General features: G+C 72.2%; 15 protein-coding genes. 6 read left to right on the top strand and 9 right to left on the bottom strand.

Annotated elements, in window-relative coordinates; translation table 11 throughout:
- Positions 1 to 141: 141 nt before the first annotated feature.
- On the top strand, positions 142 to 885 hold the full coding sequence (locus ACFYNO_RS34160) for an SDR family oxidoreductase (protein ID WP_388021416.1): 744 nt from the start codon (positions 142 to 144) through the stop codon (positions 883 to 885).
- 18 nt (positions 886 to 903) lie between these two features.
- Here ACFYNO_RS34160 and ACFYNO_RS34155 read toward each other — a convergent pair whose 3' ends face one another.
- Positions 904 to 1,242, bottom strand: a complete 339-nt coding sequence (locus tag ACFYNO_RS34155) for a P-II family nitrogen regulator (protein ID WP_388021415.1) — start codon at positions 1,240 to 1,242, stop codon at positions 904 to 906.
- A 72-nt stretch (positions 1,243 to 1,314) separates the two neighbouring features.
- Positions 1,315 to 6,765 carry a pullulanase-type alpha-1,6-glucosidase gene (gene pulA, locus ACFYNO_RS34150; RefSeq protein WP_388021414.1) on the bottom strand — a complete coding sequence of 1,817 codons (5,451 nt, stop codon included), beginning with the start codon at positions 6,763 to 6,765 and terminating at the stop codon, positions 1,315 to 1,317.
- 410 nt (positions 6,766 to 7,175) lie between these two features.
- On the opposite strand from pulA, the gene ACFYNO_RS34145 reads away from it, so the two are divergent.
- Positions 7,176 to 8,138, top strand: a complete 963-nt coding sequence (locus tag ACFYNO_RS34145; protein ID WP_388021413.1) for a phosphatase PAP2 family protein — start codon at positions 7,176 to 7,178, stop codon at positions 8,136 to 8,138.
- A gap of 20 nt (positions 8,139 to 8,158) precedes the next feature.
- Here ACFYNO_RS34145 and ACFYNO_RS34140 read toward each other — a convergent pair whose 3' ends face one another.
- The 4 genes from ACFYNO_RS34140 to ACFYNO_RS34125 all read right to left on the bottom strand — a co-directional run bounded on the left by ACFYNO_RS34140 (position 8,159) and on the right by ACFYNO_RS34125 (position 15,891).
- Positions 8,159 to 11,185 (bottom strand): bifunctional [glutamine synthetase] adenylyltransferase/[glutamine synthetase]-adenylyl-L-tyrosine phosphorylase, encoded by a 3,027-nt coding sequence (locus ACFYNO_RS34140; RefSeq protein WP_388021412.1) that lies wholly within the window; start codon positions 11,183 to 11,185, stop codon positions 8,159 to 8,161.
- Positions 11,186 to 11,307: 122 nt separating this feature from the next.
- On the bottom strand, positions 11,308 to 13,089 hold the full coding sequence (locus ACFYNO_RS34135) for an LPXTG cell wall anchor domain-containing protein (protein WP_388021411.1): 1,782 nt from the start codon (positions 13,087 to 13,089) through the stop codon (positions 11,308 to 11,310).
- 701 nt (positions 13,090 to 13,790) lie between these two features.
- The gene (locus tag ACFYNO_RS34130) at positions 13,791 to 14,450 is read right to left on the bottom strand and encodes a hypothetical protein (protein WP_388021410.1); all 660 of its coding nucleotides are present in this window, start codon (positions 14,448 to 14,450) and stop codon (positions 13,791 to 13,793) included.
- Positions 14,451 to 14,529: 79 nt separating this feature from the next.
- The gene (locus ACFYNO_RS34125; protein WP_388021409.1) at positions 14,530 to 15,891 is read right to left on the bottom strand and encodes a glutamine synthetase family protein; all 1,362 of its coding nucleotides are present in this window, start codon (positions 15,889 to 15,891) and stop codon (positions 14,530 to 14,532) included.
- Between the two features lie 196 nt (positions 15,892 to 16,087).
- On the opposite strand from ACFYNO_RS34125, the gene ACFYNO_RS34120 reads away from it, so the two are divergent.
- Positions 16,088 to 17,815 carry an NAD+ synthase gene (locus ACFYNO_RS34120; protein ID WP_388021408.1) on the top strand — a complete coding sequence of 576 codons (1,728 nt, stop codon included), beginning with the start codon at positions 16,088 to 16,090 and terminating at the stop codon, positions 17,813 to 17,815.
- A gap of 7 nt (positions 17,816 to 17,822) precedes the next feature.
- On the opposite strand, the gene ACFYNO_RS34115 is transcribed toward ACFYNO_RS34120, so the two are convergent.
- From ACFYNO_RS34115 to ACFYNO_RS34105, 3 genes are all read right to left on the bottom strand, one after another.
- Positions 17,823 to 18,896, bottom strand: coding sequence for an endonuclease/exonuclease/phosphatase family protein (locus tag ACFYNO_RS34115; protein ID WP_388021407.1), 1,074 nt, complete (start codon positions 18,894 to 18,896; stop codon positions 17,823 to 17,825).
- Positions 18,897 to 19,014: 118 nt separating this feature from the next.
- Positions 19,015 to 19,707 (bottom strand): TetR/AcrR family transcriptional regulator, encoded by a 693-nt coding sequence (locus ACFYNO_RS34110; protein WP_388021406.1) that lies wholly within the window; start codon positions 19,705 to 19,707, stop codon positions 19,015 to 19,017.
- A gap of 21 nt (positions 19,708 to 19,728) precedes the next feature.
- Complete coding sequence (locus ACFYNO_RS34105; RefSeq protein ID WP_388021405.1) at positions 19,729 to 21,333, bottom strand: MFS transporter; 1,605 nt, start codon at positions 21,331 to 21,333, stop codon at positions 19,729 to 19,731.
- A 251-nt stretch (positions 21,334 to 21,584) separates the two neighbouring features.
- Between ACFYNO_RS34105 and panB the strand changes: the two genes are divergently transcribed.
- The 3 genes from panB (at position 21,585) to ACFYNO_RS34090 (ending at position 24,418) form a co-directional block, all read left to right on the top strand.
- Positions 21,585 to 22,481 carry a 3-methyl-2-oxobutanoate hydroxymethyltransferase gene (gene panB, locus ACFYNO_RS34100; RefSeq protein ID WP_388021404.1) on the top strand — a complete coding sequence of 299 codons (897 nt, stop codon included), beginning with the start codon at positions 21,585 to 21,587 and terminating at the stop codon, positions 22,479 to 22,481.
- A 93-nt stretch (positions 22,482 to 22,574) separates the two neighbouring features.
- The gene (locus tag ACFYNO_RS34095) at positions 22,575 to 23,603 is read left to right on the top strand and encodes an ATP-binding cassette domain-containing protein (RefSeq protein ID WP_388021403.1); all 1,029 of its coding nucleotides are present in this window, start codon (positions 22,575 to 22,577) and stop codon (positions 23,601 to 23,603) included.
- Complete coding sequence (locus ACFYNO_RS34090) at positions 23,600 to 24,418, top strand: ABC transporter permease (protein ID WP_388021402.1); 819 nt, start codon at positions 23,600 to 23,602, stop codon at positions 24,416 to 24,418. Before ACFYNO_RS34095 ends, ACFYNO_RS34090 begins: the two co-directional genes overlap by 4 nt.
- Positions 24,419 to 24,422: the final 4 nt, after the last annotated feature.

Below are 24,422 nucleotides of genomic sequence, written 5' to 3'. Positions count from 1 at the left end.
ACTAATTTTCAGAAACTTAATTAGTGAACCTAACCATGCCGGACGCCCCTGACAAGCCCCCGTTCCGTGCTCTCCTACCAATGACAGGGGCACGTCCGCCCGACGATCATCGTTTCCATCACCAGCCGCAGGGAGCCCCGCATGTCACAGCAGATCGCCCTCGTCACCGGAGCCGGCACCGGCGTGGGCCGCGCGGTCGCCCTCGAACTCGCCCGCTCCGGCTGGCGGCTCGCGCTGGCCGGCCGCCGGGCCGAGCCGCTGCACGAGACGGCGGCGCTCTCCGGCACCCGGGCCGCCGTGATCCCCACCGACGTGACCGACCCGGCCGCCGTGGACGCCCTCTTCGCCGAGGTCGCCGAGCGCTTCGGCCGGCTCGACCTGCTCTTCAACAACGCCGGCACCTTCGGCGCGCCCGTGCCGCTCGCCGAGCTCTCCTACCAGGACTGGCGCACCGTGGTCGACCTCAACCTGACCGGCGCCTTCCTCTGCGCCCAGGGCGCGTTCCGGCAGATGAAGGGCCAGTCCCCGCAGGGCGGACGGATCATCAACAACGGCTCGGTCTCCGCCCACGCCCCCCGCCCGCACTCCGTCGCCTACACCGCCACCAAGCACGCCGTCACCGGCCTGACCAAGTCGCTCTCGCTGGACGGGCGCCCCTACGCGATCGCCTGCGGCCAGATCGACATCGGCAACGCGGCCACCGACATGACCGCCGCCATGACCGCGGGCGTCCCGCAGGCCGACGGCCGGATCGCCCCCGAGCCGACCATGGACGTCGCCGACGTGGCCCGCACCGTGCGCCACATGGCCGAGCTCCCGCTGGAGGCCAACGTGCAGTTCGCCACGGTGCTGGCGACGGCGATGCCGTACATCGGCCGAGGCTGACGCACTCCTGACGGTCCGTCAGATCGCGTCGGGTCCGCGTTCGCCGGTGCGGACGCGGACCATGGTGTCGAGCGGCACGGCCCAGACCTTGCCGTCGCCGATCTTGCCGGTGCGGGCGGCCCGGACGATGGCCTCGATCACGCGTTCGGCGTCGTCGTCGGCGACCACCGTCTCCAGGCGGACCTTGGGGACCAGGTCGACGCGGTACTCGGCGCCGCGGTAGATCTCGGTGTGGCCGTGCTGGCGGCCGTAGCCGCTGGCCTCGGAGACGGTGAGGCCGTGGACGCCGAGCTCCTGGAGCGCGGTCTTGACGTCGTCCAGCTTGAACGGCTTCAGGATGGCGGTGATCAGCTTCATGCTGCGGATGGTAGGCCGTCCGCACGGCACAACACGGGAAGGGCGTGGGTACGCCCTTCCCGTGTGCGCCGGTCAGTGCTGGACGAAGACCGCCACGGTCCGGGCCGGGACCGTGAAGGTGCCGGTGGCCGGGTCGAAGGCGGACTGCTTGACCACCGGGTCGCTGCCCGAGGCCTGGGCGGGGTGCAGCTGCTGGCTGCTGCCGCGCAGGCTGTCCACCTGCTGGGTCTGGGCGGCCGGGGTGGCGTTGAAGACCACGGTCAGGCCGCGCTCGGCGCCGGGCAGGCCGGTGCCGTCCAGGTGCATGGTGATCACGCCCGGCTGCTCGCCGGCCGTGCCGGAGAGCGGGTAGCTCAGCCGGCGCTGCACCTCGGCGGCGGTGGCCAGCGAGAGCAGCGGCGAGGACTGCTTGACGGCCAGGAACTGCCGGTACTGCTCGGCGGTGGCCTGGATCTGCGCGCAGCCCATGGTGAGCGACGGGTTGTCCAGCAGCGTCTGGTCGGTCGGCCACATCGACTGGTTGTCGGCGGCCGGCGGCAGGCCGTGGTCCCAGCCGTTGCCGTCGGCGCACTGCCAGTGGACGGCGTTGAACCAGTCGCCGGAGTTGAAGGAGTTGCTGTCCAGCGACTTGGAGCGGAGCTGGTCGCTGCCGGCCACCGCGAAGCCCGGTCCCTCGGTGAGCGCGGTGAGCGAGAGCCCGAGGGCCTGCATCCGGGCCCGGTCGGCGGGGCTGGTGGTGGTCGGGAGCTTGAAGGCGAGCGCGTCGAACAGGTCGGTGTTGTCGTGCGCGTCCAGGTACTCGATCGCCTCGCCGGGGTTGGCGGCGTAGCCGGTGGGCGAGCCGCCGTAGTCCACCTGGGAGCCGGTGACGGTCCTGCCGGAGCTGTCGGTGAAGGAGTAGCCGGCCAGGTTGCCGGTCAGACCGACCTTGATCTGGTCCATCTGGTGCAGCAGGTTGGCCTTCTGCTGGTCCGCGGTGCCGTTGGCGGCGTTGCCGTTGGGGTCGGTGTAGAGCCCCGAGGCGAAGCCCTGCTGCGGGGCCGAGGAGAGCATGAAGTTGCCGCCGCGGCCGGCGTCGCGCACCCGGTCGTTGAAGGTGGCGATGCCGGTGCCGGCCATGTTCTGCTGGGTGGCCTGGACGAACCGGGCGTCATTGGCGACCACCCCGAAGTTCCAGCCCTCGCCGTACAGGAACTCGGCCGAGCCGTCCACGCCGTCGTGCTGCGGGGTGAGCTTCTTCAGCGCGGCCTGCACGTCCAGCATGGTCGACTTGGGGTCCAGTCCCATCAGGTCGAACCGGAAGCCGTCCACCTTGTACTGGGTGGCCCAGGTGGTGACGGAGTCCACCACCAGCTTGTTCATCATGGTGTGCTCGGGCGCGGTGTCGGCGCAGCAGCTGTCGGTGGTGACGGCGCCGGTGTCGCTGAGCCGCTGGTAGTAGCCGGGCACGATCCGGTCCAGCACCGACTTCGGGTCCTGGCCGCCGGCGGCGGTGTGGTTGTAGACCACGTCCAGCACCACCCGCAGGCCGGCCTGGTGGATCGCCTGCACCATCTGCCGGAACTGCACGGTGCGCTGCACCCCGGTCGGGTCGGTGGCGTAGGCGCCCTCGGGCACGGTGTAGTGCAGCGGGTCGTAGCCCCAGTTGTAGGCGTCCTGGCCGGCGACGGTGGCGATGCACTCCTGCTGCTCGGAGCCGTCCTTGGGCAGCGAGGCCAGGTCGCAGGGCGGCAGCTTCTGGTCGGCGGCCGGCGGGATCGAGGCGATGTCGAAGGTCGGCAGCAGGTGGATGGTGGTCACCCCGGCCTGGGCCAGCTGCTTCAGGTGCTGCATGCCGGCCGACTGCGACTCGGTGAAGGCCAGGTAGGTGCCGCGCTCGGCGGCGGGCACGGTGCTGTCGGCGGACGAGAAGTCCCGCACGTGCAGCTCCTGGATCTGCTGCTCGGCGGCCGGCACCGGCGCCGGAGCGCGGCTCGCGTCCCAGCCGGCCGGCTTGGCCGCCCGGTCCGTCAGGTCGGCCACCAGGCTGCGCTGGGAGTCCGGCGAGAGGGCGACCGAGTACGGGTCGGTCACCTGGTTGACCACCAGCTGCTGGACGCTCGGCGCCCAGACCCGGACCTGGTACGTGTAGTACTTACCGTTCAGGTCGTGCTGGTCGCCGCTGAGCGACCAGACGCCGGTGGCGTCCTCGCGCTTCATCGGCACGGTCTTCGGCGTGCCGCCGGTCGGCCCGTCGTAGAGCTGCACGGAGACGTCGGCGGCGGTCGGCGCCCAGAGCGCGAGGGTCACCTTGTCGTCCCGGTAGACCGGGCCGAGCTTGGCGGCGGCGGCCTTGGCGCCGTACAGCGCGTCCAGCACGCCCGGCAGTTGGACGCCGGTGGCGGCCAGCACCGCGCCGTTGGGCAGGTGTTCGGTGAAGGCGAGCTGGGAGCGCAGGGCCAGCGGCACCCGGGCGGTGTCGCGCGGGTCCACGGTGAAGGCCCGGTAGCCCGCCAGGTTGGGGTACTTCTGCTTCTGCGCGGCGGTCAGGCCGCCCGTCACCGGGGTGAGCCGCAGCCAGTAGCCCTGCTTGCTCAGCACGCCCTTGTCCACGGTGATGCCGCCGGCCGGGTCGTAGACCAGCTGGGCGCTGGTGCCGCCCTGCAGCGCGGCGTCGCCCGCGCCGTAGCCGGCCGGGACGGCGACGGTGGTCGCGTCCAGCCACTGGGCCTTGGCCGTGGAGAGGTCCAACTGGGCGCTGCTGGCCGTGATCTGCGGCAGCAGGTAGCCCTCCTGGCCGCCGACCACCCAGACCTCGTTGCCGTAGCTGCTGAGGCTCAGCGACTGGTCGTCGGGCAGGTCCTTGCTGTCGCCGTTGTGCAGGATGTAGCTGAGGCTGGTGGCGCCGGCGGCCAGCGGCACCTCGAAGACGTCGCCGAAGGCGTCCTGGCGGGCCGGCGGCAGCGGGTGCGACCAGTCGGTCGGGGTGGCGGCGCCGGTCCAGTCGTGCAGGCCCCAGCCGGTGTAGTTGCCGTCGGCGCGGTGGTAGTGGATCACGGCCGTGCCGGCCGGCGGGGTGGAGGTCGGCCCCGGGTCGCTGGTGTAGACGGCCGGGTCGCCCTGCTTGACCCAGACCTCGCCGGTGCTGCCGACGTCGATGTGGCGGTCGGCAGCCCCGTCCTTGGTGCCGTTGTTCTCCACGACGAAGCCGACGTCGGAAGCGCCCGGGTTCAGCTTCACGTAGGCGAAGGCGCCGTAGCCGTCGCGGCCGATGAAGGGGTGGCCGGCCGGCCAGTTGGTGGCCTCGCCGTCGGCCAGGTCGCCCCAGGCGTAGAGGTTCCAGCCGTCGTAGTCGCCGCCCGGGCGCTGGTAGTGCACCACGGCGTACTGGCGCGAACTCGCGGTCGGCACCGGGGCCGGGGCCGGGGTGCCGGTGGTGAAGCTCGCGGTGGCGGAGCGCAGGTGGCCCGCGTCGTCCTGCACCACGGCCTTGTAGCGGACCACGGTGCCCGGGGCGGTGCCGGTCAGGTCCTGGGTCACCTTGTCCAGGCCGGTGTCCGAGGTGCCGAGCAGCCGCCAGGGGCCGTTGCCGATCTGCGCGGCGTACCCGACCCGGTGGTAACCGCCGCCGTCCACCTGGGCGTTGAGGGTGACCTGGCCGGTCGATCCGTCAGCCGGCGGGGTCAGGGCCAGCCCGGGGGCGGCGGCCGAGGCGGCAAGCTTGCCGGCCGCCCGGTAGACCACCGAGGAGAGCGGCGGCACGGTGACGGTCAACGTCCGGTCGGCGCCGGTGACCTGGTGGCCGCCACCGCTCGGGTAGATCCGGTCGAAGCCCAGCTGCGCCGAGTAGGTGGGCAGTTGGACGGTCTGCGCGGTGGTCGCGTTGTTCACCGCGACCACGTACTCGACCTGCTGCTGCCGGTCGATCCGGGAGAACGCGTACACCCCGGGCCCGTTGGCCGCGTAGCGCTCGATCTGGGCGCCGTCGGCCAGCGCCGGGTTGGCGGCACGCAGCTGGGCGAGGGCGGAGATCGACGTGTAGAGCGGCCCGTCGGTGCCGTAGTGGTCCACCGCGCCGGAGCTGCCGCCGATCACCGGGTCGGCCGCGTAGGAGGCGGTCCGGGTGGCGAACATGTCCTGCCGGGCGTCCTTGTCCCCGCCCGGGCCGGTGAAGCCCTGCTCGTCGCCGTAGTAGACCACGGGCTGACCACGGGTCAGGAACTGCAGCTGGTCGGCCAGTTGGTCCTTGGCCAGCAGGGTGGCCTGGTCGGCGCCGGGGTTGTCGGCCGCCAGGAAGGAGCCGATCCGGCCCATGTCGTGGTTGCCGGTGAAGGTCGGCAGCTCGTAGGCGTTGCTGTCGGCCGAGGTGTAGCGGTAGTCCTGCGCGTACAGCGCGGAGAGCGCCTGGGCGGAGGCGCCCTGCGAGGCGTAGCGGCGGGCCGCGTCCTGGAACGGGAAGTCCAGGGTGGCCTGCAGCTTGCCCTTGGTCACGTACGGCGAGGTGACGCTCGGGTCGGCCGAGTAGACCTCGCCGAACATGAAGAAGTTCTTGTTGCCCTGCTTGGCGGCGAACTGCTTGAGCGCCGGGGCCCACTGCTGCCAGAAGGCCATGTCGACGTTCTTCACGGTGTCGATCCGGAAGCCGTCCACGCCGGTGGTGCGCACCCAGTCCTGGTAGACCTGCTCGAAGCCGCGGACCACCCGGGGGTCCTGGGTGTCCAGGTCGTCCAGGCCGGAGAAGTCGCCCTCGGTGCCGGACTCGCCGGCGAAGGTGGAGTCGCCGCGGTTGTGGTAGAGCGTCGGGTCGTTCAGCCAGTCCGGCTTCTTCGCGCCCGGCTGGGTCACCACGGGGGTGTACGGGAAGGAGTTCGGCGTCAGGTCGGGGTAGCTCGCCGTGTGGTTCGCCGCGTTGGCGTCGGCGGCCGCGGTGGTGTCCACCGGGGCGCCGTTCTTGTCCAGCACCGGGTAGGCGCCGGTGGAGCGGTAGGCGCTGCCGCCCTCCGCGTAGGAGATGACGTCCGCGGTGTGGTTGGTGATGACGTCGAAGAAGACCTTGATCCCGCGCTGGTGCGCCTTGGCGATCAGCTCCTTGAGCTGGTCGTTGGTGCCGAAGTGCGGGTCGACCTGGGTGAAGTCGGTGATCCAGTAGCCGTGGTACCCGGCCGAGGCCGAGTCGCCGGTGCCCTGCACCGGCCTGTTCTTGAAGATCGGCGCCATCCAGATGGCGGTGGTGCCGAGGCCCTTGATGTAGTCGAGCTTGTCGATCACGCCGGCCAGGTCGCCGCCGTGGTAGAAGCCCTTGTCCGTGGGGTCGAACCCGCTGTCCATCCGGGTTCCGGTGATACCCCCGGTGTCGTTGCCGGTGTCGCCGTCGGCGAACCGGTCGGGGAGCACGAAGTAGTACTGCTCGCGGGTCAGGTCGTGGCGGTCGGCCTGGTCCGCGACGGCGCGGTCGGAGGGCGGCGCCGGCGGCGCGGCGGCCATCGAGAGCGGCGGCGAGACCGTGCCCAGGGCGGCCGCCGTGAGCGCCACGGCCAGCAGCACCCCCGTCCGGCTCGGTCTCGTTCGAGTGGTGGTCCTCCAGGGCGGGACTGCGGGCACAGCGGCTCCCTTGCCGGGATCTCGTCGGTGGGGTGGATCCGAGTGGCGAGGACGCTAGTGGCTGAAATACCTTTCAGCAAGATGCTGAAATAACATTCAGCGAACGGCCCGCCAGCCCCAAGGGCCTTGTCCCCTAAGGGACCCGGGAGACCCCCACCTCGCCCCGCCCATTGCGACCGCGTAACAATGGAACGCATGTGTGCTCCTCCGACGCGTCGTGATCGCGCGTACCGCGCCGACGCTCCCCTCACCCGAGGGGGACGTCACCTAGTACCGCGGGAGGACAGCCGGTGACGAATCCACGACCAGAGGATGATCGGACGGCCACGGAACGTCTGGCAGACTCTTCCCCCATGGGGGAATCGACCACTCACGCGCAGGGCGGCGAAGAGGCCGCCCGTACCCGTGGCGATTCCGTTCCCGCGCCCGAGGCGGCACCCGCCCGGGCGGTGGACGGAACCGCAGGCGGCAGCACCGCGGTCAGCTCGCCCGGCTCGCTCCGGCGGCGGATCGCACAGGCCCGCCGCGGCCCGAAGCGGCCCCGGCTCTGGTTCGAGCTCGTGCTGATCGGTGTCAGCTACTGGCTGTACAACATCGTGCGCAACGCCGTGCCGCAACAGGACGCGCTCGCGCAGCAGCACGCCACCTGGGTCTGGCACACCGAGCGGGCCCTCGGCGTCAACGCGGAGCACTCGATCAACCACGCCCTCGACAAGGTGGGCTGGCTGATCACCGGGATGAACTACTACTACGCCACGCTGCACTTCATCGTCACCGTGGTGGTACTGGTCTGGCTCTATCGCAGCCACCCCGGCCGGTACGCGGCGGGCCGGCTGGTGCTCGCCGTCACCACGCTGATCGCCCTGGTCGGCTTCTACTTCTTCCCGCTCGCCCCGCCCCGGCTGATGACGGGCGGCGGCTTCGTGGACACCGTGCTGACCCACCACACCTGGGGCTCGCTGGCCTCCGGCGCGGCGACCAGCGTGACCAACCAGTACGCGGCGATGCCCTCGATGCACATCGGCTGGTCGCTCTGGTGCGGCCTGACCGTCTTCTTCCTGGCCGAACGGGCCTGGGTGCGGGCGCTCGGGCTGGTCTACCCGGCCGCCACCCTGCTGGTGATCATCGCCACCGCCAACCACTTCTGGATGGACGCGGTCGGCGGGGCGCTCTGCCTGGGCATCGGGTTCCTGGTGGCCCGGCTGGTCTACCACCGCTGGGCCTACCAGTTCCCGCAGATCCCCGCTTCCTGGCGGAGCGAGGCCGCGGTGCCCGAGCAGCGGCCGACCCCGGTCGGCGCGCGGCTCGAGCGCTGAGGCCCCGCCCGTAGCGGGCCTCACCCGTAGAAGACCCGCTCCACCACCGCCCGGGCCCGCCGGGTGGTCCGCCGGTACTCCTCCACCAGCTCCCCCGTGTGGCCCGCGCCGTATCCCAGGTAGCGGGCCACACCCGCGAGCTCGCGCGGTTCGCCCGGGAAGCTGTCCCCCGGCCGCCCGCGCACCAGCATCACCGCCGAGCGCACCCGGGAGGCCAGCACCCAGGCCTCGTCCAGCACCCGGGCGTCGGCCGGCGGCAGCAGCCCGGCGTCGGCAGCGGCCAGCAGGGCCGGCCTGGTCCGGGTGGTGCGCAGACCCGGCAGCTCGTGGCCGTGCCGCAGCTGGAGCAGCTGCACCGTCCACTCCACGTCCGCCAGGCCGCCGCGGCCGATCTTGGTGTGGGTGGTCGGGTCGGCGCCGCGCGGCAGCCGCTCGCTCTCGATCCGGGCCTTGATCCGGCGGATCTCCAGCAGGTCCTTCTCCGGGACGCCCGCCGCCGGGTAGCGCAGCGGGTCGATCAGCTCGGTGAACAGCGCGCCCAGCTCCGGATCGCCCGCCACCGGCTCGGCCCGCAGCAGCGCCTGGCTCTCCCAGACCTGCGACCAGCGCTCGTAGTACGCCCGGTAGGAGCCCAGGGTGCGCACCAGCGCGCCCTGCCGGCCCTCCGGGCGCAGGTCGGCGTCGACCAGCAGCGGCGGCTCGGTGGACGGCGCGGCCAGCAGGGTGCGCAGCTCGTTGCAGACCGAGCGGGCCGCCTCGGTGGCGTCCCGGTCGCTGCCCGGCAGCGGCTCGTGCACGAAGAGCACGTCGGCGTCCGAGCCGTAGCCCAGCTCGCGGCCGCCGAACCGGCCCATCGCGATCACCGCGATCCGGGCCGGCAGCGGCTCGCCGTGCTGCTGCTCCCAGCCCGCCGTGCAGGCGGCCAGCGCCCCGGCCAGGGTGGCCGCGTTCAGGTCGGTCAGCGCGCCGGAGGCCCGGTCCAGCGCCTGCGCCGGGTCGTCCCCGTAGCGGCCCAGCAGGTCGGCGGCCGAGGTGCGGAAGAGCTCCCGGCGGCGCACCGCGCGGGCCGCCGCCACCGCCTGGGCCGCGCCCGGCGCCCGGCCGACCGCCGCCCGCACCTCCTGCTCCAGGGCGGCCCGGCCGCGCGGTTCCAGTCCCTGCTCGTCGCCCAGCATCGCCACCGCCTCGGGCGCCCGCAGCAGCAGGTCCGGGGCGAGCCGCCCGGCCGAGAGCACCCGGGCCAGGTTCTCCGCCGCCTCGCTCTCGTCCCGCAGCAGCCGCAGGTACCAGGGGGTGCGGCCGAGCGCGTCGGAGACCTGGCGGAAGGCGAGCAGGCCGGAGTCCGGGTCGGCGGAGTCGCTGAAGCGGGCCAGCAGCACCGGCAGCAGGGTGCGCTGGATCGCCGCCTTCCGGCTCACCCCGCTGGCCAGCGCCTGGAGGTGGCGCAGCGCGGCCGAGGGGTCGGCGAAGCCCAGCGCCTCCAGCCGGGCCCGGGCGGCCTGCGGGGTCATCGCCGAGGTGCCGGGGGTCAGCGCCTCGCCGCCGGACAGGTCGGCGACGGCGCTGAGCAGCGGGCGGTAGAAGAGCTTCTCGTGCAGCCGGCGGACCTCCAGCGCATGCCGCTTCCACTCCCGCTGCAGGGCGGCCACCGGCTCGGCCCGGGTGTCGTCGTTGATCATCGGGGTGAGCGAGCGGGCCAGCCGGCGCAGGTCGGCACCGTCGGTCGGCATCAGGTGGGTGCGGCGCAGCCGGTGCAGCTGGATCCGGTGCTCCAGGGTGCGCAGGAACCGGTAGGCGGTGGCCAGTGAGGCGGCGTCGGCCCGGCCCACGTAGCCGCCGGCCGAGAGCGCGGCCAGCGCCTCCAGGGTGTTGCCGCTGCGCAGCGCGGGGTCGGTGCGGCCGTGCACCAGCTGCAGCAGCTGGACCGAGAACTCCACGTCGCGCAGGCCGCCCGGCCCGAGCTTGAGCTGCCGGTCCAGCTCGCCGGCCGGGATCGCCTCGATCACCCGGCGGCGCATCTGCTGCACGTCGGCGACGAAGTTCTCCCGGCCCGCCGCCTGCCAGACCAGCGGCGAGAGCGCCGCCAGGTAGGCCTCGCCGAGCTCGGCGTCCCCGGCGACCGGGCGGGCCTTGAGCAGTGCCTGGAACTCCCAGGTCTTGGCCCAGCGCTGGTAGTAGGCGAGGTGGCTGGCCAGGGTGCGGACCAGCGGGCCGTTGCGGCCCTCCGGGCGCAGGTTGGCGTCCACCGGCCAGATGGTGCCCTCCCGGGTGGTGTCCGAGCAGAGCCGCATCATCGCGGCGGCCAGCCGGGTGGCGGCCTGCAGCGCCCGGCCCTCGTCCACGCCCTCGCGGGCCTCGGCGACGAAGATCACGTCCACGTCGGAGACGTAGTTCAGCTCCCGGCCGCCGCACTTGCCCATGCCGATCACGGCCAGCTTGCAGGCGTCAGCGGCCTCCGGCAGCTGCTCGGCGGCGATCTCCAGGGCGGTGCGCAGGGTGGCGCCGGCCAGGTCGGCGAGCTCGGCGGCGGTCTGCTCGAAGTCGGCGGTGGCGCTCAGGTCGCGGGCGGCGATGGTGAGCAGGCAGCGGCGGTAGGCGGCGCGCAGCGCATCGGCCGGCTCGGCGGCGGACTCGCGGACCCGGTGCTCCAGCTCGGCGCGGAAGTCGGCGGGGCCGGGGTGCACGTCGCGCAGCTCGAAGGTGACCAGGGCGTGCCAGTCGCGCGGGTGGGTGGCGAGGTGGTCGCCGAGCGCGGCGGAGGCGCCGAGCACGCCGAGCAGGCGGTCGCGCAGCGGCTTGGAGGTGGTCAGGGTGTCGCGCAGGGCGTGCCGGTCGGCCTCCGGCAGCGCCTCCAGCAGCCTCGCCAGGCCGAGCAGCGCCAGGTCGGGGTCGGCGGTGGCACCGAGCGCGTCCAGCAGGATCGGGTCGTCGGCCAGGCCGGTGAGGGCGGGGGCGGCGAGCCGGCGGACGGCCGCCTCGGGATCGGTGAAGCCCCGCCGGACCAGACGGGTCTCCGGACGGCTGAGCCGGTTGCCGGCAGCGGACATGGGCCCTCCCTCGGTTTCCTACGATCATCCCGTAACGGGCACGCGTGTGGGGCCCGACCGGCGTGGTCGGGCCCCAGACTGTCGCGCTCAGGGTGGGGTCACACCCTGGAGGCTCCCGTCACTCAGTGGCGGCGGGCGCGGCGGCGGTTCAGCAGCAGCACGGTGGCGCCGCCGAGGAGCAGCAGTGCCGCGGAGCCGGCCATCAGCACGGTGCCGTCGGCACCGGTGTGGGCCAGCTGGTGGCCGCCCGGGTGGTCACCGTGGTGCTCGTGGTGCTCGTGCCCGGGGGGCGGGGTGGTGTGGTGCGAGGAGGTGGGGGTCGGCGTGGGGGTCGGGGTCGGGGTGGGCGTGGGCGTGGGGGTCGGGGTCGGGGTGGGCGTGGGCGTGGGCGTCGGGGTCGGCGTCGGGGTGGGGCTGCCGCTGGGCAGCTGCACCGGGACGTGGACCTTGCAGCGCGCGTCCGTGGAGCCCTCCTGGCAGTCCGTCGACTTCGCCGAGACGATGGTGTTGTCGAGGAACTGGTCGCCGGTGTACGGGCTGTTGACCTTCACCTGGTAGGTGAACTGGCCGTGCTGACCGCTGGTCAGCTGGCCGGTCCAGGTGATGGTCTTGGCCGCCGCGTCGAAGACGGCGTCCGGGATGGTGGAGTTCAGCGAACCGGCCACGAAGGTCGCGTGCTGCAGCACCTGGCTCAGGTCGTCGGTCAGCACGGGGAGTTCGCCGGCCGGGAACTGGTCGGTGCCGGTGTTGGCGTACTGCACCGTGTAGGTGAGCACGTCACCCGGCTCCGCGGTGGGGTGGTCCACCTGCTTGGAGACGACGAAGTTGGGCTCGTCGGCGTCCACGAAGCAGGCATCGGTCACCGGGTCGACGTCACAGGCGGTGATCTGACCGTTGGCGCCGACCACCTCGTCGTCCCGGCGCCCGCCGGAGCGGGACTTCGGGACGTCCAGCGGCCGGTTGTTGGCCTCGGCGAGGTACTGGTCCTCGCGCGGGCCCTGCGGCGGCAGCGGGTTGCTCAGGTCGGTGCCGCCGTGGTGCGGGTAGAGCGCCCGGACGATGTTCACCAGCTCGGTGTCGCCCGGCTTCAGGCCCTTGGCGGTGATCGACAGGTGGATGTTCACCGTCGCACCGGCCAGCAGGTCGCCGCGCCAGACCACGAAGGACGGCGCCTTGAAGCTCAGGGTGCCGAAGTCCGCGGTGGCGTCGAAGTCGTAGGCGGACTCGCCGACGATCTTCGACATGTCGTCCTCCAGGCCCGCCTGGCGGGCGCCGGAGAAGTCGACGGTGCCGTCGTTGGTGGCCGTGATGGTGTACTTGATGGTGTCACCCGGCTCGACGTCGCTGCGGTCCTCCTTCTTGCTCACCACCCAGTGCGGGGAGCCGAGGTCCAGGTGGCAGCCGTCCTCGGTGCCGGTCGGGCAGTTGCTGAACGACGGGCCGGTGACGGCGTCGCGCAGGTGCTTGGGGCCGAGGTCCGGGTTGTCGGCGGTCACGCTGTAGACGATCTGGGTGCTGTTGCCCGGGTCCAGGCTGCCGACCCAGGTGAGGATCGGCTGCGCGTAGCTCAGGGTGCCGGTGCCGACGGTGGCGTCGTTGTCGTAGACACCGTCCTGCAGGTCGCCGCTCAGGTCGTCGGTGACGACGGCGCCGGTGATCGGCTGGTTGCCGTCGTTGGTGAGGGTGATCGTGTAGGTGACCTTCTCGCCGGGCAGGTAGTGGTCCCGGTCGGCGGTCTTGACGATCTTCAGGTGGCAGAGGTCCTCGTCGTCCCGGCCGGCGTTCTGTTGAACGGGCTGGGACTGCTGCACGGGCTGGGACTGCTGCGGCTGCTGGGCCTGCTGCGGTTGCTGCGACTGCTGCTGCACGGGCGCCGCGGCGGCGTCCTGGCCCGGGTCCGCCACGGGGGCCGACTCGGACGCCTTCGCCGAGGCGGACGCGGAGGTCGACTCCGCCGACTTCTCGGATGCGGCGGCGGAAGCCGACGCTGACTCAGAAGCCTTCGCCGAGGCCGAGGCCGAGGCCGAAGCGGACTCCGAACCCGACACCTCAGGCTTCGCCGACTCCGATGCCGATGCCGACGCCGACTCCGACGCGGAGGCGGACGCGGAGGCGGAGGCGGAGGCCGAGGCGGAGGCGGAGGCCGACTCGGACGCGGACCCCGACGCCTTCGCCGACGGCTCGTCGATCCCGCCCGCCAGCGGACTCACCGCGGCCGGCCGGTCCGCGTGCCCCGGGTCCGCACTGGCCGGCAGCCCGGCGAACATCAGCCCGCCCCCGGCCGTCCCCAGCGCGACCAGCGGCACGATCCAACGACGTACCCCTCTCATCGGCTCACCCACCCGTACCCGCGAGCCGACAGTTGACGAATACTCACAGAGACTCCCTCACGACACTGAGCGAACAGTGACTCAGATCATGAGGAGCAGCCCTGCGTTAATCGGATAAGCACGCCGTGTGTCCGCCAAATAACCTTCAGTATTCACCCGTTCCGCCCACGAACCGGGGCCCCACCAGTAAGAACACCCCCACCATCGGTTCGTCCACGACTCAGCTCGCCAGTAGCCGCCGCCCGACGGGGGACTCGGAATCCCTTGCCGTCAGCTCACTGCAGGATGTTGACCGCCCGGGCGATCACCAGAGCCGCCACAACAAGGCACGACGCCGCCTGAACCATCATCAGCAGCTTCGCCCACCGCTTGATCGCGGACACATCGGTCGGGCTGAACGCGGTGGCCGTCCAGAAAGCCAGCGACAGGTAGTCGGCGAAGGTCGGCACCCAGCCCGGCGGCACGTACGCCGTGTGCTGCATCTCGGGGAAGACGAACACCGGATCCGCGTACGGCCGGTGCGCACGGGCCGCCGCGCCACCGCGGTCCAGATCCCAGTACCAGAGGGCGAAGGCGATCACGTTGGTCGCCCAGACCACGCCGCCCGCCGCCAGCAACCCGCCGGCGTTGTTGGCGAACACCTTGTTGTTGGTCAGGATGTCCACCACCAGTCGAACGCCCGCGAAGACGTTCGCCACCGTGATGAACCCGATCAGCACCTCGGTGACGACTCGCAGCCAGGCCCGCTGACGGTCGATCCGCCCCGGGTCCCCGATCACCAGCACCGCCAGCAGCACCCCGAGCACCACCGGCACCACCCACACCGGGTCGACCCGGTAGTGCGCGGGCAGTGCCACGTGGAGCGTGCCGGCGACCGCGATCGCCAGGGCCACCGGCCACCAGTGCTCGCCGCGTGCGTCGTCCGCTGTTGCCATGGACGATTGTGGACCCGCGAAACGGTGAGCGGGCCCGGCGACTCACCGGACCCGCTCACCCTCGCGCGACTGGTGCCGCCTACAGCACCTGCAGGTTCTTCCGCAGCTCGAACGGCGTGACCTCGGAGCGGTACTCCTGCCACTCCTGGTGCTTGTTGCGCAGGAAGAAGTCGTACACGTGCTCGCCCAGCGTCTCGGCGACCAGCTCGCTCCGCTGCATCAGGTCGATCGCCTCGCCCAGGTTCTGCGGCATCGGCTGGATGCCCATGGCGCGGCGCTCGGCGTCCGACAGCGCCCAGACGTCGTCGTCGGCGCCCGGCGGGAGCTCGTAGCCCTCCTCGATGCCCTTGAGGCCGGCGGCGAGGGTGACGGCGTAGGCGAGGTAGGGGTTGCAGCCGGTGTCCAGGGAGCGGACCTCGACCCGGGTGGAGCCCTGCTTGCCCGGCTTGTACATCGGGACCCGGATCAGCGCGGAGCGGTTGTTGTGGCCCCAGCAGATGTAGGAGGGGGCCTCGCCGCCGGCGCCGGCGGTGCGCTGGGAGCCGCCCCAGATGCGCTTGTAGGAGTTGACCCACTGGTTGGTGACGGCGGCGGTCTCGGCGGCGTGCCGCAGCAGGCCGGCGATGAAGGAGCGGCCGACCTTGGAGAGCTGGAACTCGGCGCCGGACTCGTGGAAGGCGTTGCGGTCGCCCTCGAAGAGCGAGAGGTGGGTGTGCATGCCGGAGCCCGGGTACTCGGAGAACGGCTTCGGCATGAAGCTGGCGTGCACGCCCTGCTCCAGCGCGACCTCCTTCATGACCAGGCGGAAGGTCATGATGTTGTCGGCGGTGGAGAGCGCGTCCGCGTAGCGCAGGTCGATCTCCTGCTGGCCGGGGGCGCCCTCGTGGTGCGAGAACTCGACCGAGATGCCCATCGACTCCAGCATGGTGATGGCCTGTCGGCGGAAGTCGTGGCCGATGCCGCGCGGGGTGTGGTCGAAGTAGCCCGACTGGTCGGCCGGCTCCGGCACGCTGCCGTCGCCCGGGAGGTTCTTCAGCAGGAAGAACTCGATCTCCGGGTGGGTGTAGAAGGTGAAGCCCAGCTGCGAGGCCTTCTCCAGGGTGCGCTTGAGCACGAACCGCGGGTCGGCGTAGGAGGGCGAGCCGTCGGGCATCAGGATGTCGCAGAACATCCGCGCGGTGCCGGGGGTCTCGGAGCGCCAGGGCAGTATCTGGAAGGTGGTCGGGTCCGGCTTGGCGATCATGTCGGACTCGTAGACCCGGGCGAAGCCCTCGATCGCCGAGCCGTCGAAGCCGATGCCCTCCTCGAAGGCCTGCTCCAGCTCGGCCGGCGCCACCGCGACCGACTTCAGGAACCCCAGCACATCGGTGAACCACAGCCGGACGAACCGGATGTCACGCTCTTCGAGCGTACGAAGCACGAACTCCTGCTGCTTGCCCATGGGGACAGTCTCACCTCTGCTCTTTACGTTCGTGTTACGCAAGCGGGTCCGGTCGCGAGCGTGCTCGCCGGCCCTCCGGGCGTCCTGCCCCCATCATCGCGGATACCGGCGCCGCCGGGGAGCCAGGGGCACCCGGCGGATGGCGCGACACCCTCCCCACCCCCCATAGCGTCAGAACGACGATTACACTGGCCGCATGCCGAACTTGCGTGTTGCCCTGGCCCAGACCGATCCCCGTGTCGGTGACATCGCGCGCAACTGCGACGAGGTGGTGCGCTGGTCGAAGGAGGCGGTGGCGGGCGGGGCCCGTCTGGTGGCCTTCCCGGAGCAGGTGCTGACCGGCTACCCGGTGGAGGACCTGGCGCTGCGCGGCTCCTTCGTGGAGGCCTCGCGGGCGGCGCTGGTGGAGCTGGCGGCACGGCTGGCGGACGAGGGGCTGGGCGAGGTGCCGGTGGTGGTCGGCTACCTCGGGCGCAAGCCGGAGACCCGGGCGCCGCAGAACTGCGCGGCCGTGCTGCACCGGGGCGAGGTGGTGCTGCGGTTCGCCAAGCACTTCCTGCCCAACTACGGGGTCTTCGACGAGTACCGCTACTTCGTGCCGGGCGACCAGCTGCCGGTGCTGCGGGTGGACGGCGTGGACGTGGCGCTGGCGATCTGCGAGGACATCTGGCAGGACGGCGGCCGGGTGCGCGCGGCCGGGCAGGCCGGCGCCGGGCTGCTGCTGGTGATCAACGGCTCGCCGTACGAGCGGAACAAGGACGACCAGCGGCTGGAGCTGGTCCAGCGCCGGGCCGCCGAGGCGGGCTGCACGCTGGCCTACCTGAACATGGTCGGCGGCCAGGACGAGCTGGTCTTCGACGGCGACTCGGTGGTGGTCACGGCCGGCGGCGAGGTGCTGGCCCGCGGCCCGCAGTTCGCCGAGCAGTTGCTGACGGTGGACCTGGAGCTGCCGGCCGCGCACAGCACCGACGAGGACGGCACGGTCTACAGCGACGGGCTGCGGCTGCTCCGGGTGGACCTCGGCGGCGCGCCGATCGCCCAGCCGCAGCCGGCCCCGGCCCAGGAGTTCCCCCGGCTGGACGACGAGGCGGAGATCTACGCCGCGCTGGTCACCGGCACCCGGGCGTACGTGCGCAAGAACGGCTTCAGGTCGGTGCTGATCGGCCTCTCCGGCGGCATCGACTCGGCCCTGGTGGCGGCCATCGCCTGCGACGCGATCGGCGCGGAGAACGTGCACTGCGTCTCGATGCCGAGCCGCTACTCCTCCGACCACTCCAAGGACGACGCCGCCGAGCTGGCCCGCCGCACCGGCCTGAACTTCCGCACCGTCTCCATCGCGCCGATGTTCGACGCCTACATGGGCTCGCTCGGCCTGAGCGGCCTGGCCGAGGAGAACCTGCAGTCCCGGCTGCGCGGCACGCTGCTGATGGCGATCTCCAACCAGGAGGGCCACATCGTGCTGGCCCCGGGCAACAAGAGCGAGCTGGCGGTGGGCTACTCCACGCTGTACGGCGACTCGGTGGGCGCCTTCGGTCCGATCAAGGACGTCTACAAGACGCTGATCTTCCGACTGGCCCGCTGGCGCAACGAGCAGGCCCAGCTGCGCGGCGAGACCCCGCCGATCCCGGAGAACACCATCGTGAAGCCGCCGAGCGCCGAGCTGCGCCCGGGCCAGGTGGACACCGACTCGCTGCCCGACTACGACCTGCTGGACACCGTGCTGGACCTCTACATCGAGCACGACCTGGGCCGGGACGCGATCGTGGCCAAGGGCTTCGACGCGGCCGTGGTGGACCGGGTGGTGCGGCTGGTGGACACCGCCGAGTACAAGCGGCGGCAGTACCCGCCGGGCCCGAAGATCTCCGCCAAGGGCTTCGGCCGGGACCGCCGCCTGCCGATCACCAACGGCTGGCGGCGGGGCTGAGCGCCGCTCAGCGGTCGTAGCGGTACTCGGCGGCGATCGCCCGGTGGTCGCTGCCGTCGGCCGGCAGCACCCAGGAGTCGGTGGGCTTCATGCCCCGGCTCATGATCTGGTCGATCCGGGCCATCGGGAACTGCGCCGGCCAGCTGAAGCCGAACCCGGAGCCGGCCGAGCCCTGGGCCGAGCGCAGCTGCGAGGTGACCGGGGCCAGGCTCCGGTCGTTCATGGTGCCGTTGAGGTCGCCGAGCAGCAGCACCTTGCCGAGCGCCTCGCCCTGGATCGCGTCGCCCAGCGCCTGTGCGCTGACGTCGCGCCGACCGGAGGTGAAGCCGCCGTCGAACTCCACCCGGACCGAGGGCAGGTGGGCCACGTAGACGGCGAGCGGGCCCTTCGGGGTGCTGACCTGGGTGCGGAAGGCCCTGGTCCAGCCGATCTTGATGTCCACCACCCGGGTGTCGCCGACCGGGTAGGCGGACCAGAGCCCGACCGTGCCCTCCACCACGTGGTACGGGTACTTGGCGGCCAAGCCCGCGGTGTAGACCGGCAGGGCGGCGGGGGTCAGCTCCTCCAGCGCGACGATCTCGGCGCCGGAGGAGTTGAGCAGCCGCACGGTGCCGGCCGGGTCGGTGTTGTCGGCCGCGACGTTGTGGGTGACCACGGTGAAGTCGCCCCGGCCGCTGCTCTTGTCGGTGAGCAGGCCGCCGAAGAGCAGCAGCCAGACGGTGCAGGGCAGCAGCAGCGCGATCAGCGCGGTGGCCGAGCGCCGCAGCAGGGCGGGCACCAGCAGCACCGGCACGGCCAGGCCGAGCCAGGGCAGGAAGGTCTCCAGCAGGCTGCCGAGGTTGCCGAGTTGGTCCGGCACCGAGCGGTGCCAGGCGAGCAGCGCGGCGACCAGGCCGGCCAGCGCGGCGGTGACCAGCCCGCGCCGCCAGCAGCCGGCGCCCCGGGCGTCCCGCCCCCAGCTGCGCCGCAGCCGGTCCCGCCGCCGCGACCAGCCGGACCGGTCGGCCGCCGCGGCCTCGGGGGCGGGCGGCTCGCCGACCGCCGGCCCGGTCGCCTGGTCGGCCTGGTCGGCCTGGGTCATGCGGTGGCCCCTTCGTCGTCGTCCGCGCCGAGCCGGGATTCGTCCCGAAATGATGGGATCTTCGGCTCAGCCTATGCGGAGACAGACGCCGCGGGGTGCGGCGGAGGTTCCACCGTGATCAGGTGTCACGCCCCGGACCGCGCAGTCCGGCCAGCAGGCTGTCCACGATGGTGGCGGGCAGCTCGGGGTCGTCCAGCGGACGGTCGTCGTAGATCACAGTGCGCATCAGCATCGCGCCGACCAGCAGTTCGGCCTGCAGGCCCGGCTCCAGGTCGGCCCGCAGCTCGCCGTTCTCGATGCCGCGGGTGACCAGCTCGACCAGCGCCCTGCGGCGCGGGTCGATGACGTTGGAGTAGTAGGCGTCCTTGAGCGCGGGCAGCGAGTGCATCTGCTCCAGCGCCACCTTGAGCACCCAGCGGGAGCGCTTGGCCAGGCCGCGCCGGCGCATGTGGTCGAGCACCGTGATCAGGTCGTCCCGGACGCTGGTGCCGGGCAGCGGGGTGGCCGGCTCGTCCAGTCGGACGATCATGTCGATCAGCAGCGCGTCCTTGTTCGGCCAGCGCCGGTAGATGGTGGCCTTGCCGACCCCGGCCGCCTGGGCGATGCCCTCGATGGTCAGGTCGGCCAGGGCGCCGCCGTCGGCCATCAGCTTCTCGACGGCCTGGAGGATCGCCAGCTCCACCGCCTCCGATCGCGGCCGCCCGCGCCGCGGCAGCGCGGCGCACTGCTGCGGCTCGGCGGTCTCGGTGGCCTGCGGGTCCGTCGGCTCCGCGGCGGGCGCGGGCGGCGGAGTCTGGTGATCCGTCCTCATGCGGCTATTCTCCCCGCCCGGTCATTCCATGACGGCGACGACCGGCTCGGCCGCGTCCGCGGGCTGCTGTCCGGCGACCGCGCCGGGGCCGGCGGTGCGGCCGGGCAGGTAGAGCCAGGAGACCAGCGCGCCCACCAGCACCACCGCGACGGTGGTCCCGGCCACCACGTGCATGGCGTTCAGGAAGGCGGTGTCGGCGAACTTGATCAGCTGGGGCTGGTGGAAGACGCCCGCCACCGCGTTGGTGGACTCGATCGACTCGGCGGCCCTGGACCGCACCGCGGGCGGCAGCGAGTCGAGCTTGCCGTTCATGCCGTGCCGGTAGACGGTGGCGAGCAGCGCGCCCAGCACGGCCACCCCGAGCGAGCCGCCGACCTGGCGGAAGGTGTTGTTGACGGCCGAGCCGGCGCCGGCCTTCTCCCGGGGCAGCGAGGCCATGATGGCCACGGTCACCGGCGGCATCACGTGCGCCATGCCGGCGCCCATCACGAAGGCCACCACCTCCAGCACCCAGATCGGGGTGGACCGGCCGATGAAGACGTAGCCGAGGAAGCCGAGCGCGATCAGCACCATGCCCAGCGCACAGGTGGCCCGGGCGCCGATCCGCTCCACCACCAGCCGGGCCCGCGGCGCGAGCAGCATCTGCGCGACGGCCAGCGGCAGCATCAGCAGGCCGGCGTCCAGCGCGCTGTAGCCGCGCACGCTCTGGGTGTAGAAGACGCCGAAGAAGGAGACGCCCATCAGCGCGAAGAAGGTCAGGCCGATCACGCCGACCGAGCTGGAGAAGACCCGGTTGCGGAACCAGGAGATGTCCAGCGCCGGGTACCGGATCCGCCGCTCGTACAGCACGAAGGCGACCAGCGCGAGGATGCCGATCAGGGTCGGCACCCAGGCCTCGGTGGCGGTGACGGAGGCCAGGTCGCCGCCCTTGATGATGCCGTAGATCAGCGCCACCAGGCCGATGATCGACAGCACCACGCCGACCGGGTCGAGCCGGCCCGGCTTGGGGTCGCGGGAGTCCGGCACGATCAGGAACATCAGCACCAGGGCCATGGCCACGATCGGCACGTTCACCAGGAAGACCGAGCCCCACCAGAAGTTCTCGATCAGCAGGCCGCCGGCGATCGGGCCGACCGCGATGGCCACGCCGACCACGGCGGCCCAGATGCCGATCGCCTTGGGCTGCTCGGAGCGCTCGAAGACGTTCATGATGATGGCCAGCGTGGCGGGCATCACGAAGGCGCCGCCGACGCCCATCACGCCGCGGTAGGCGATCAGCTCGGCGGGGCTGCCGGCGAAGGCCGAGAGCAGCGAGCCGATGCCGAACACCAGCATGCCGACCAGCAGGGCCTTCTTGCGGCCGAACCGGTCGCCGAGCAGGCCGGAGGTGAAGAGCAGGCCGGCGAAGGCCAGCGTGTAGGAGTTGAGGGCCCACTCGAGGTCGCTCTGGCTCGCGCCGATGCCGACCGGGGCGGGGGTGGCGATGGTCTTGAGCGCCACGTTGAGGATGGTGCTGTCGATGACGACGACGAGCAGCGCGAGCAGGATCGTGCCGAGGATCGCCCATCGGCGGCGGTGGATGTGCTCCGGCACCCGTGGCGCCGTGGCAGGTGTCGCGGTGGTCATGCGCGGTGAGTCCCGTCCGAACGTAGTGACACGGTCACAGGCTGGACTGCGAGACGGACGCGTCTCGTAAATCCCCCCGAGGAGACTGTACCCGCTTTTTCGATACGAGTCCGTCTCGTATCGAAAAACCTTGGTGACCCGGGACGCGGACCACCCGCCTCTTTGCCTGGACGGGCGGGCGTGCAAGCATGGAGGAGATCCGGGGACGCCACACGGCGCCACGAGACCACAACCCTTCAGGAGCCTGTTCGATGAACGCTTCTCAGCTTCCACCTGCCCAGACGCCCGCCGGGACGCCTGCCGGGCAGCCGGAAACCCACCCGCGCTCCCTCTACGGCGGGGTGGTCAACCGCCGGGTGACGGTGCGTGACCTGGCCGCCGCCAAGCAGCGCGGCGAGCGCTGGGCCATGCTCACCGCCTACGACTCGCTCACCGCCGGCGTCTTCGACGAGGCCGGCATCCCGGTGCTGCTGGTCGGCGACTCGGCCGGCAACTGCGCGCTCGGCTACGAGAGCACCGTGCCGGTCACCATGGACGAGATGACCATGCTCAGCGCCGCCGTGGTCCGCGGCACCAAGCGCGCCATGGTGGTCGGCGACCTGCCGTTCGGCTCCTACCAGGAGTCCCCCGCGCAGGCCCTGCGCAACGCCGCCCGGCTGATGAAGGAGGCCGGGGTCGGCGCCGTCAAGCTGGAGGGCGGCGAGCGCAGCGCCCGCACCATCGAGCTGCTGACCGAGGCCGGCATCCCGGTGATGGCGCACATCGGCCTCACCCCGCAGTCGGTGCACGCGCTCGGCGGCTACCCGGTGCAGGGCCGCGGCGACGAGGCCGCGCACAAGCTGCAGCGCGACGCCAAGGCGGTGCAGCAGGCCGGCGCCTTCGCCGTGGTGCTGGAGGCGGTGCCCGCCGAGCTGGCCGCGCAGGTCACCGGGGCGCTGGCGATCCCGACCGTCGGCATCGGCGCCGGGGCCGACTGCGACGCCCAGGTGCTGGTCTGGACCGACATGGCCGGGATGAACCCCGGCCGGGTGCCGAAGTTCGTCAAGCAGTACGCCGACCTGCGCGCCGTGCTCGGGCAGGCGGCGCGGGAGTACGCGGACGAGGTGCGCGGCGGGACCTTCCCGGACGCGGAGCACTCCTTCAAGTAGCGGCGGGCGCCGCCGTCGGCCGGTGACAGCGGTCTGACAGCGGTGACAGCACCCTGCCCGGGGCCTGACAGCGGCCCCGGGCAGTCTTGTCGCATGACCACACAGACCGCCATCGCCCCGAACGACCAGGGGCAGCCGACCGCGGGACCGGGCAACGCCGTCGAGGCCCGCGGCATCGTCAAGCACTTCGGCAGCACCAAGGCGCTGGACGGCGTCGACCTGACGGTCCGCCAGGGCACCGTGCTCGGTGTGCTCGGCCCCAACGGCGCCGGCAAGACCACCCTGATCCGGGTGCTCTCCACCCTGCTGCGCCCGGACGCCGGCACCGCCTTCGTCGGCGGCTACGACGTGCTGCGCCAGCCCCGCGAGCTGCGCCGCACCATCGGCCTGACCGGCCAGTACGCCTCGGTGGACGAGCTGCTCTCCGGCTCCGAGAACCTCTACCTGATCGGCCGGCTGCTCGACCTCTCCCGCCGCGACGCCAAGGCCCGGGCCGCCGAGCTGCTGGAGCGCTTCTCGCTCACCGAGGCCGCCGGCCGGCCCGCCAAGACCTACTCCGGCGGCATGCGGCGCCGCCTCGACCTGGCCGCCTCGATGATCGGCCGGCCCCGGGTGCTCTACCTGGACGAGCCCACCACCGGCCTGGACCCGCGCACCCGCAACGAGGTCTGGGACGAGGTGCGCCGGATGGTCGCCGAGGGCGCCACCGTGCTGCTCACCACCCAGTACATGGAGGAGGCCGAGCAGCTGGCCAGCGACCTCACCGTGGTGGACCGCGGCCGGGTGATCGCCAACGGCACCGTGGACGGCCTCAAGAGGCAGGTCGGCGGCCAGACCCTGCAGGTCCGCCCGCACCGGCCGGCCGACCTGCCGGAGATGGTCCGCAGCCTGGCCGAGCGCGGCATCGCCGCCCACACCGGCGAGCTCGACGACCTGCTCGCCGTCCCGTTGACGGGCGAGGGCCAGCTCACCGAGGTGATCTCGGTGCTCGGCGGCCGCGGCTTCGGCATCGCCTCCGTGGACACCGTGGTGCCCAGCCTGGACGAGGTCTTCCTCGCCATCACCGGCCAGTCCGCCACCCTCCCCCAGCAGACCCAGGACTCCGAGGAGACCGCCCGATGACCACCGCCGTGCTCACCGCACCCGCCGCCGCCCCGGTCGCCGAGGGCCGGATCCCGCTCTCCTCCCACCTGCGCCACATCGGGGCCCTGACCCGCCGCAACCTGATGCGGATCAAGGCCGACCCGGAGTCGATGTTCGACGCCCTGCTGATGCCGATCATCTTCACCCTGCTCTTCGTCTACGTCTTCGGCGGGGCGATCGCCGGCTCGCAGTCCGGCTACCGGCAGTGGCTGATCCCCGGGCTGCTCGGCACCACCGGGATGAACCTGGCGATGGCCGTCGGAACCGGCCTCTGCAGCGACCTGCAGACCGGCGTGATGGACCGGTTCCGCACCCTGCCGATCGGCCGGGGCTCGGTGCTGGTCGGCAAGATGCTGGCCGAGGCCTGCCGCGGCCTGCTCTCCTACACCATCCTGATCCTCTTCGCGCTGCTGCTCGGGATGCACCTGCCGACCGGGCTGCCCGGGGTGCTGGCGGCGGTCGGCCTCTCGCTGCTGTTCAGCATGTCGCTGGTCTGGGTCTCGATGCTGCTCGGCCTGACCATGCGCAGCCCCCAGGCGGTGCAGGGTGTCGGGATGCTGGCGCTGATGCCGCTGCAGTTCGGCTCCTCGATCTTCGCCCCGACCAAGACCATGCCGGGCTGGCTGGCGAGCTTCGCGGCCAACAACCCGCTCTCCAACCTGGCCGACGCCTGCCGCGCCCTGATCAACGGCCACCCGGCCGGCCACTCGGTGCTGGTGGTGCTGATCTGGTCGGTCGGGATCACGGCGGTCACCGCGCCGCTCGCGGTGCGCCGGTTCATCCGCCGGACCTGAGGAT

It is taken from the genome of Kitasatospora sp. NPDC006697, assembly GCF_042869935.1.
Taxonomy (GTDB): Bacteria; Actinomycetota; Actinomycetes; order Streptomycetales; family Streptomycetaceae; genus Kitasatospora.
The sequence above is the reverse complement of the archived record's forward strand: the minus strand, read 5'-3'. Positions and strand labels throughout refer to the sequence as shown.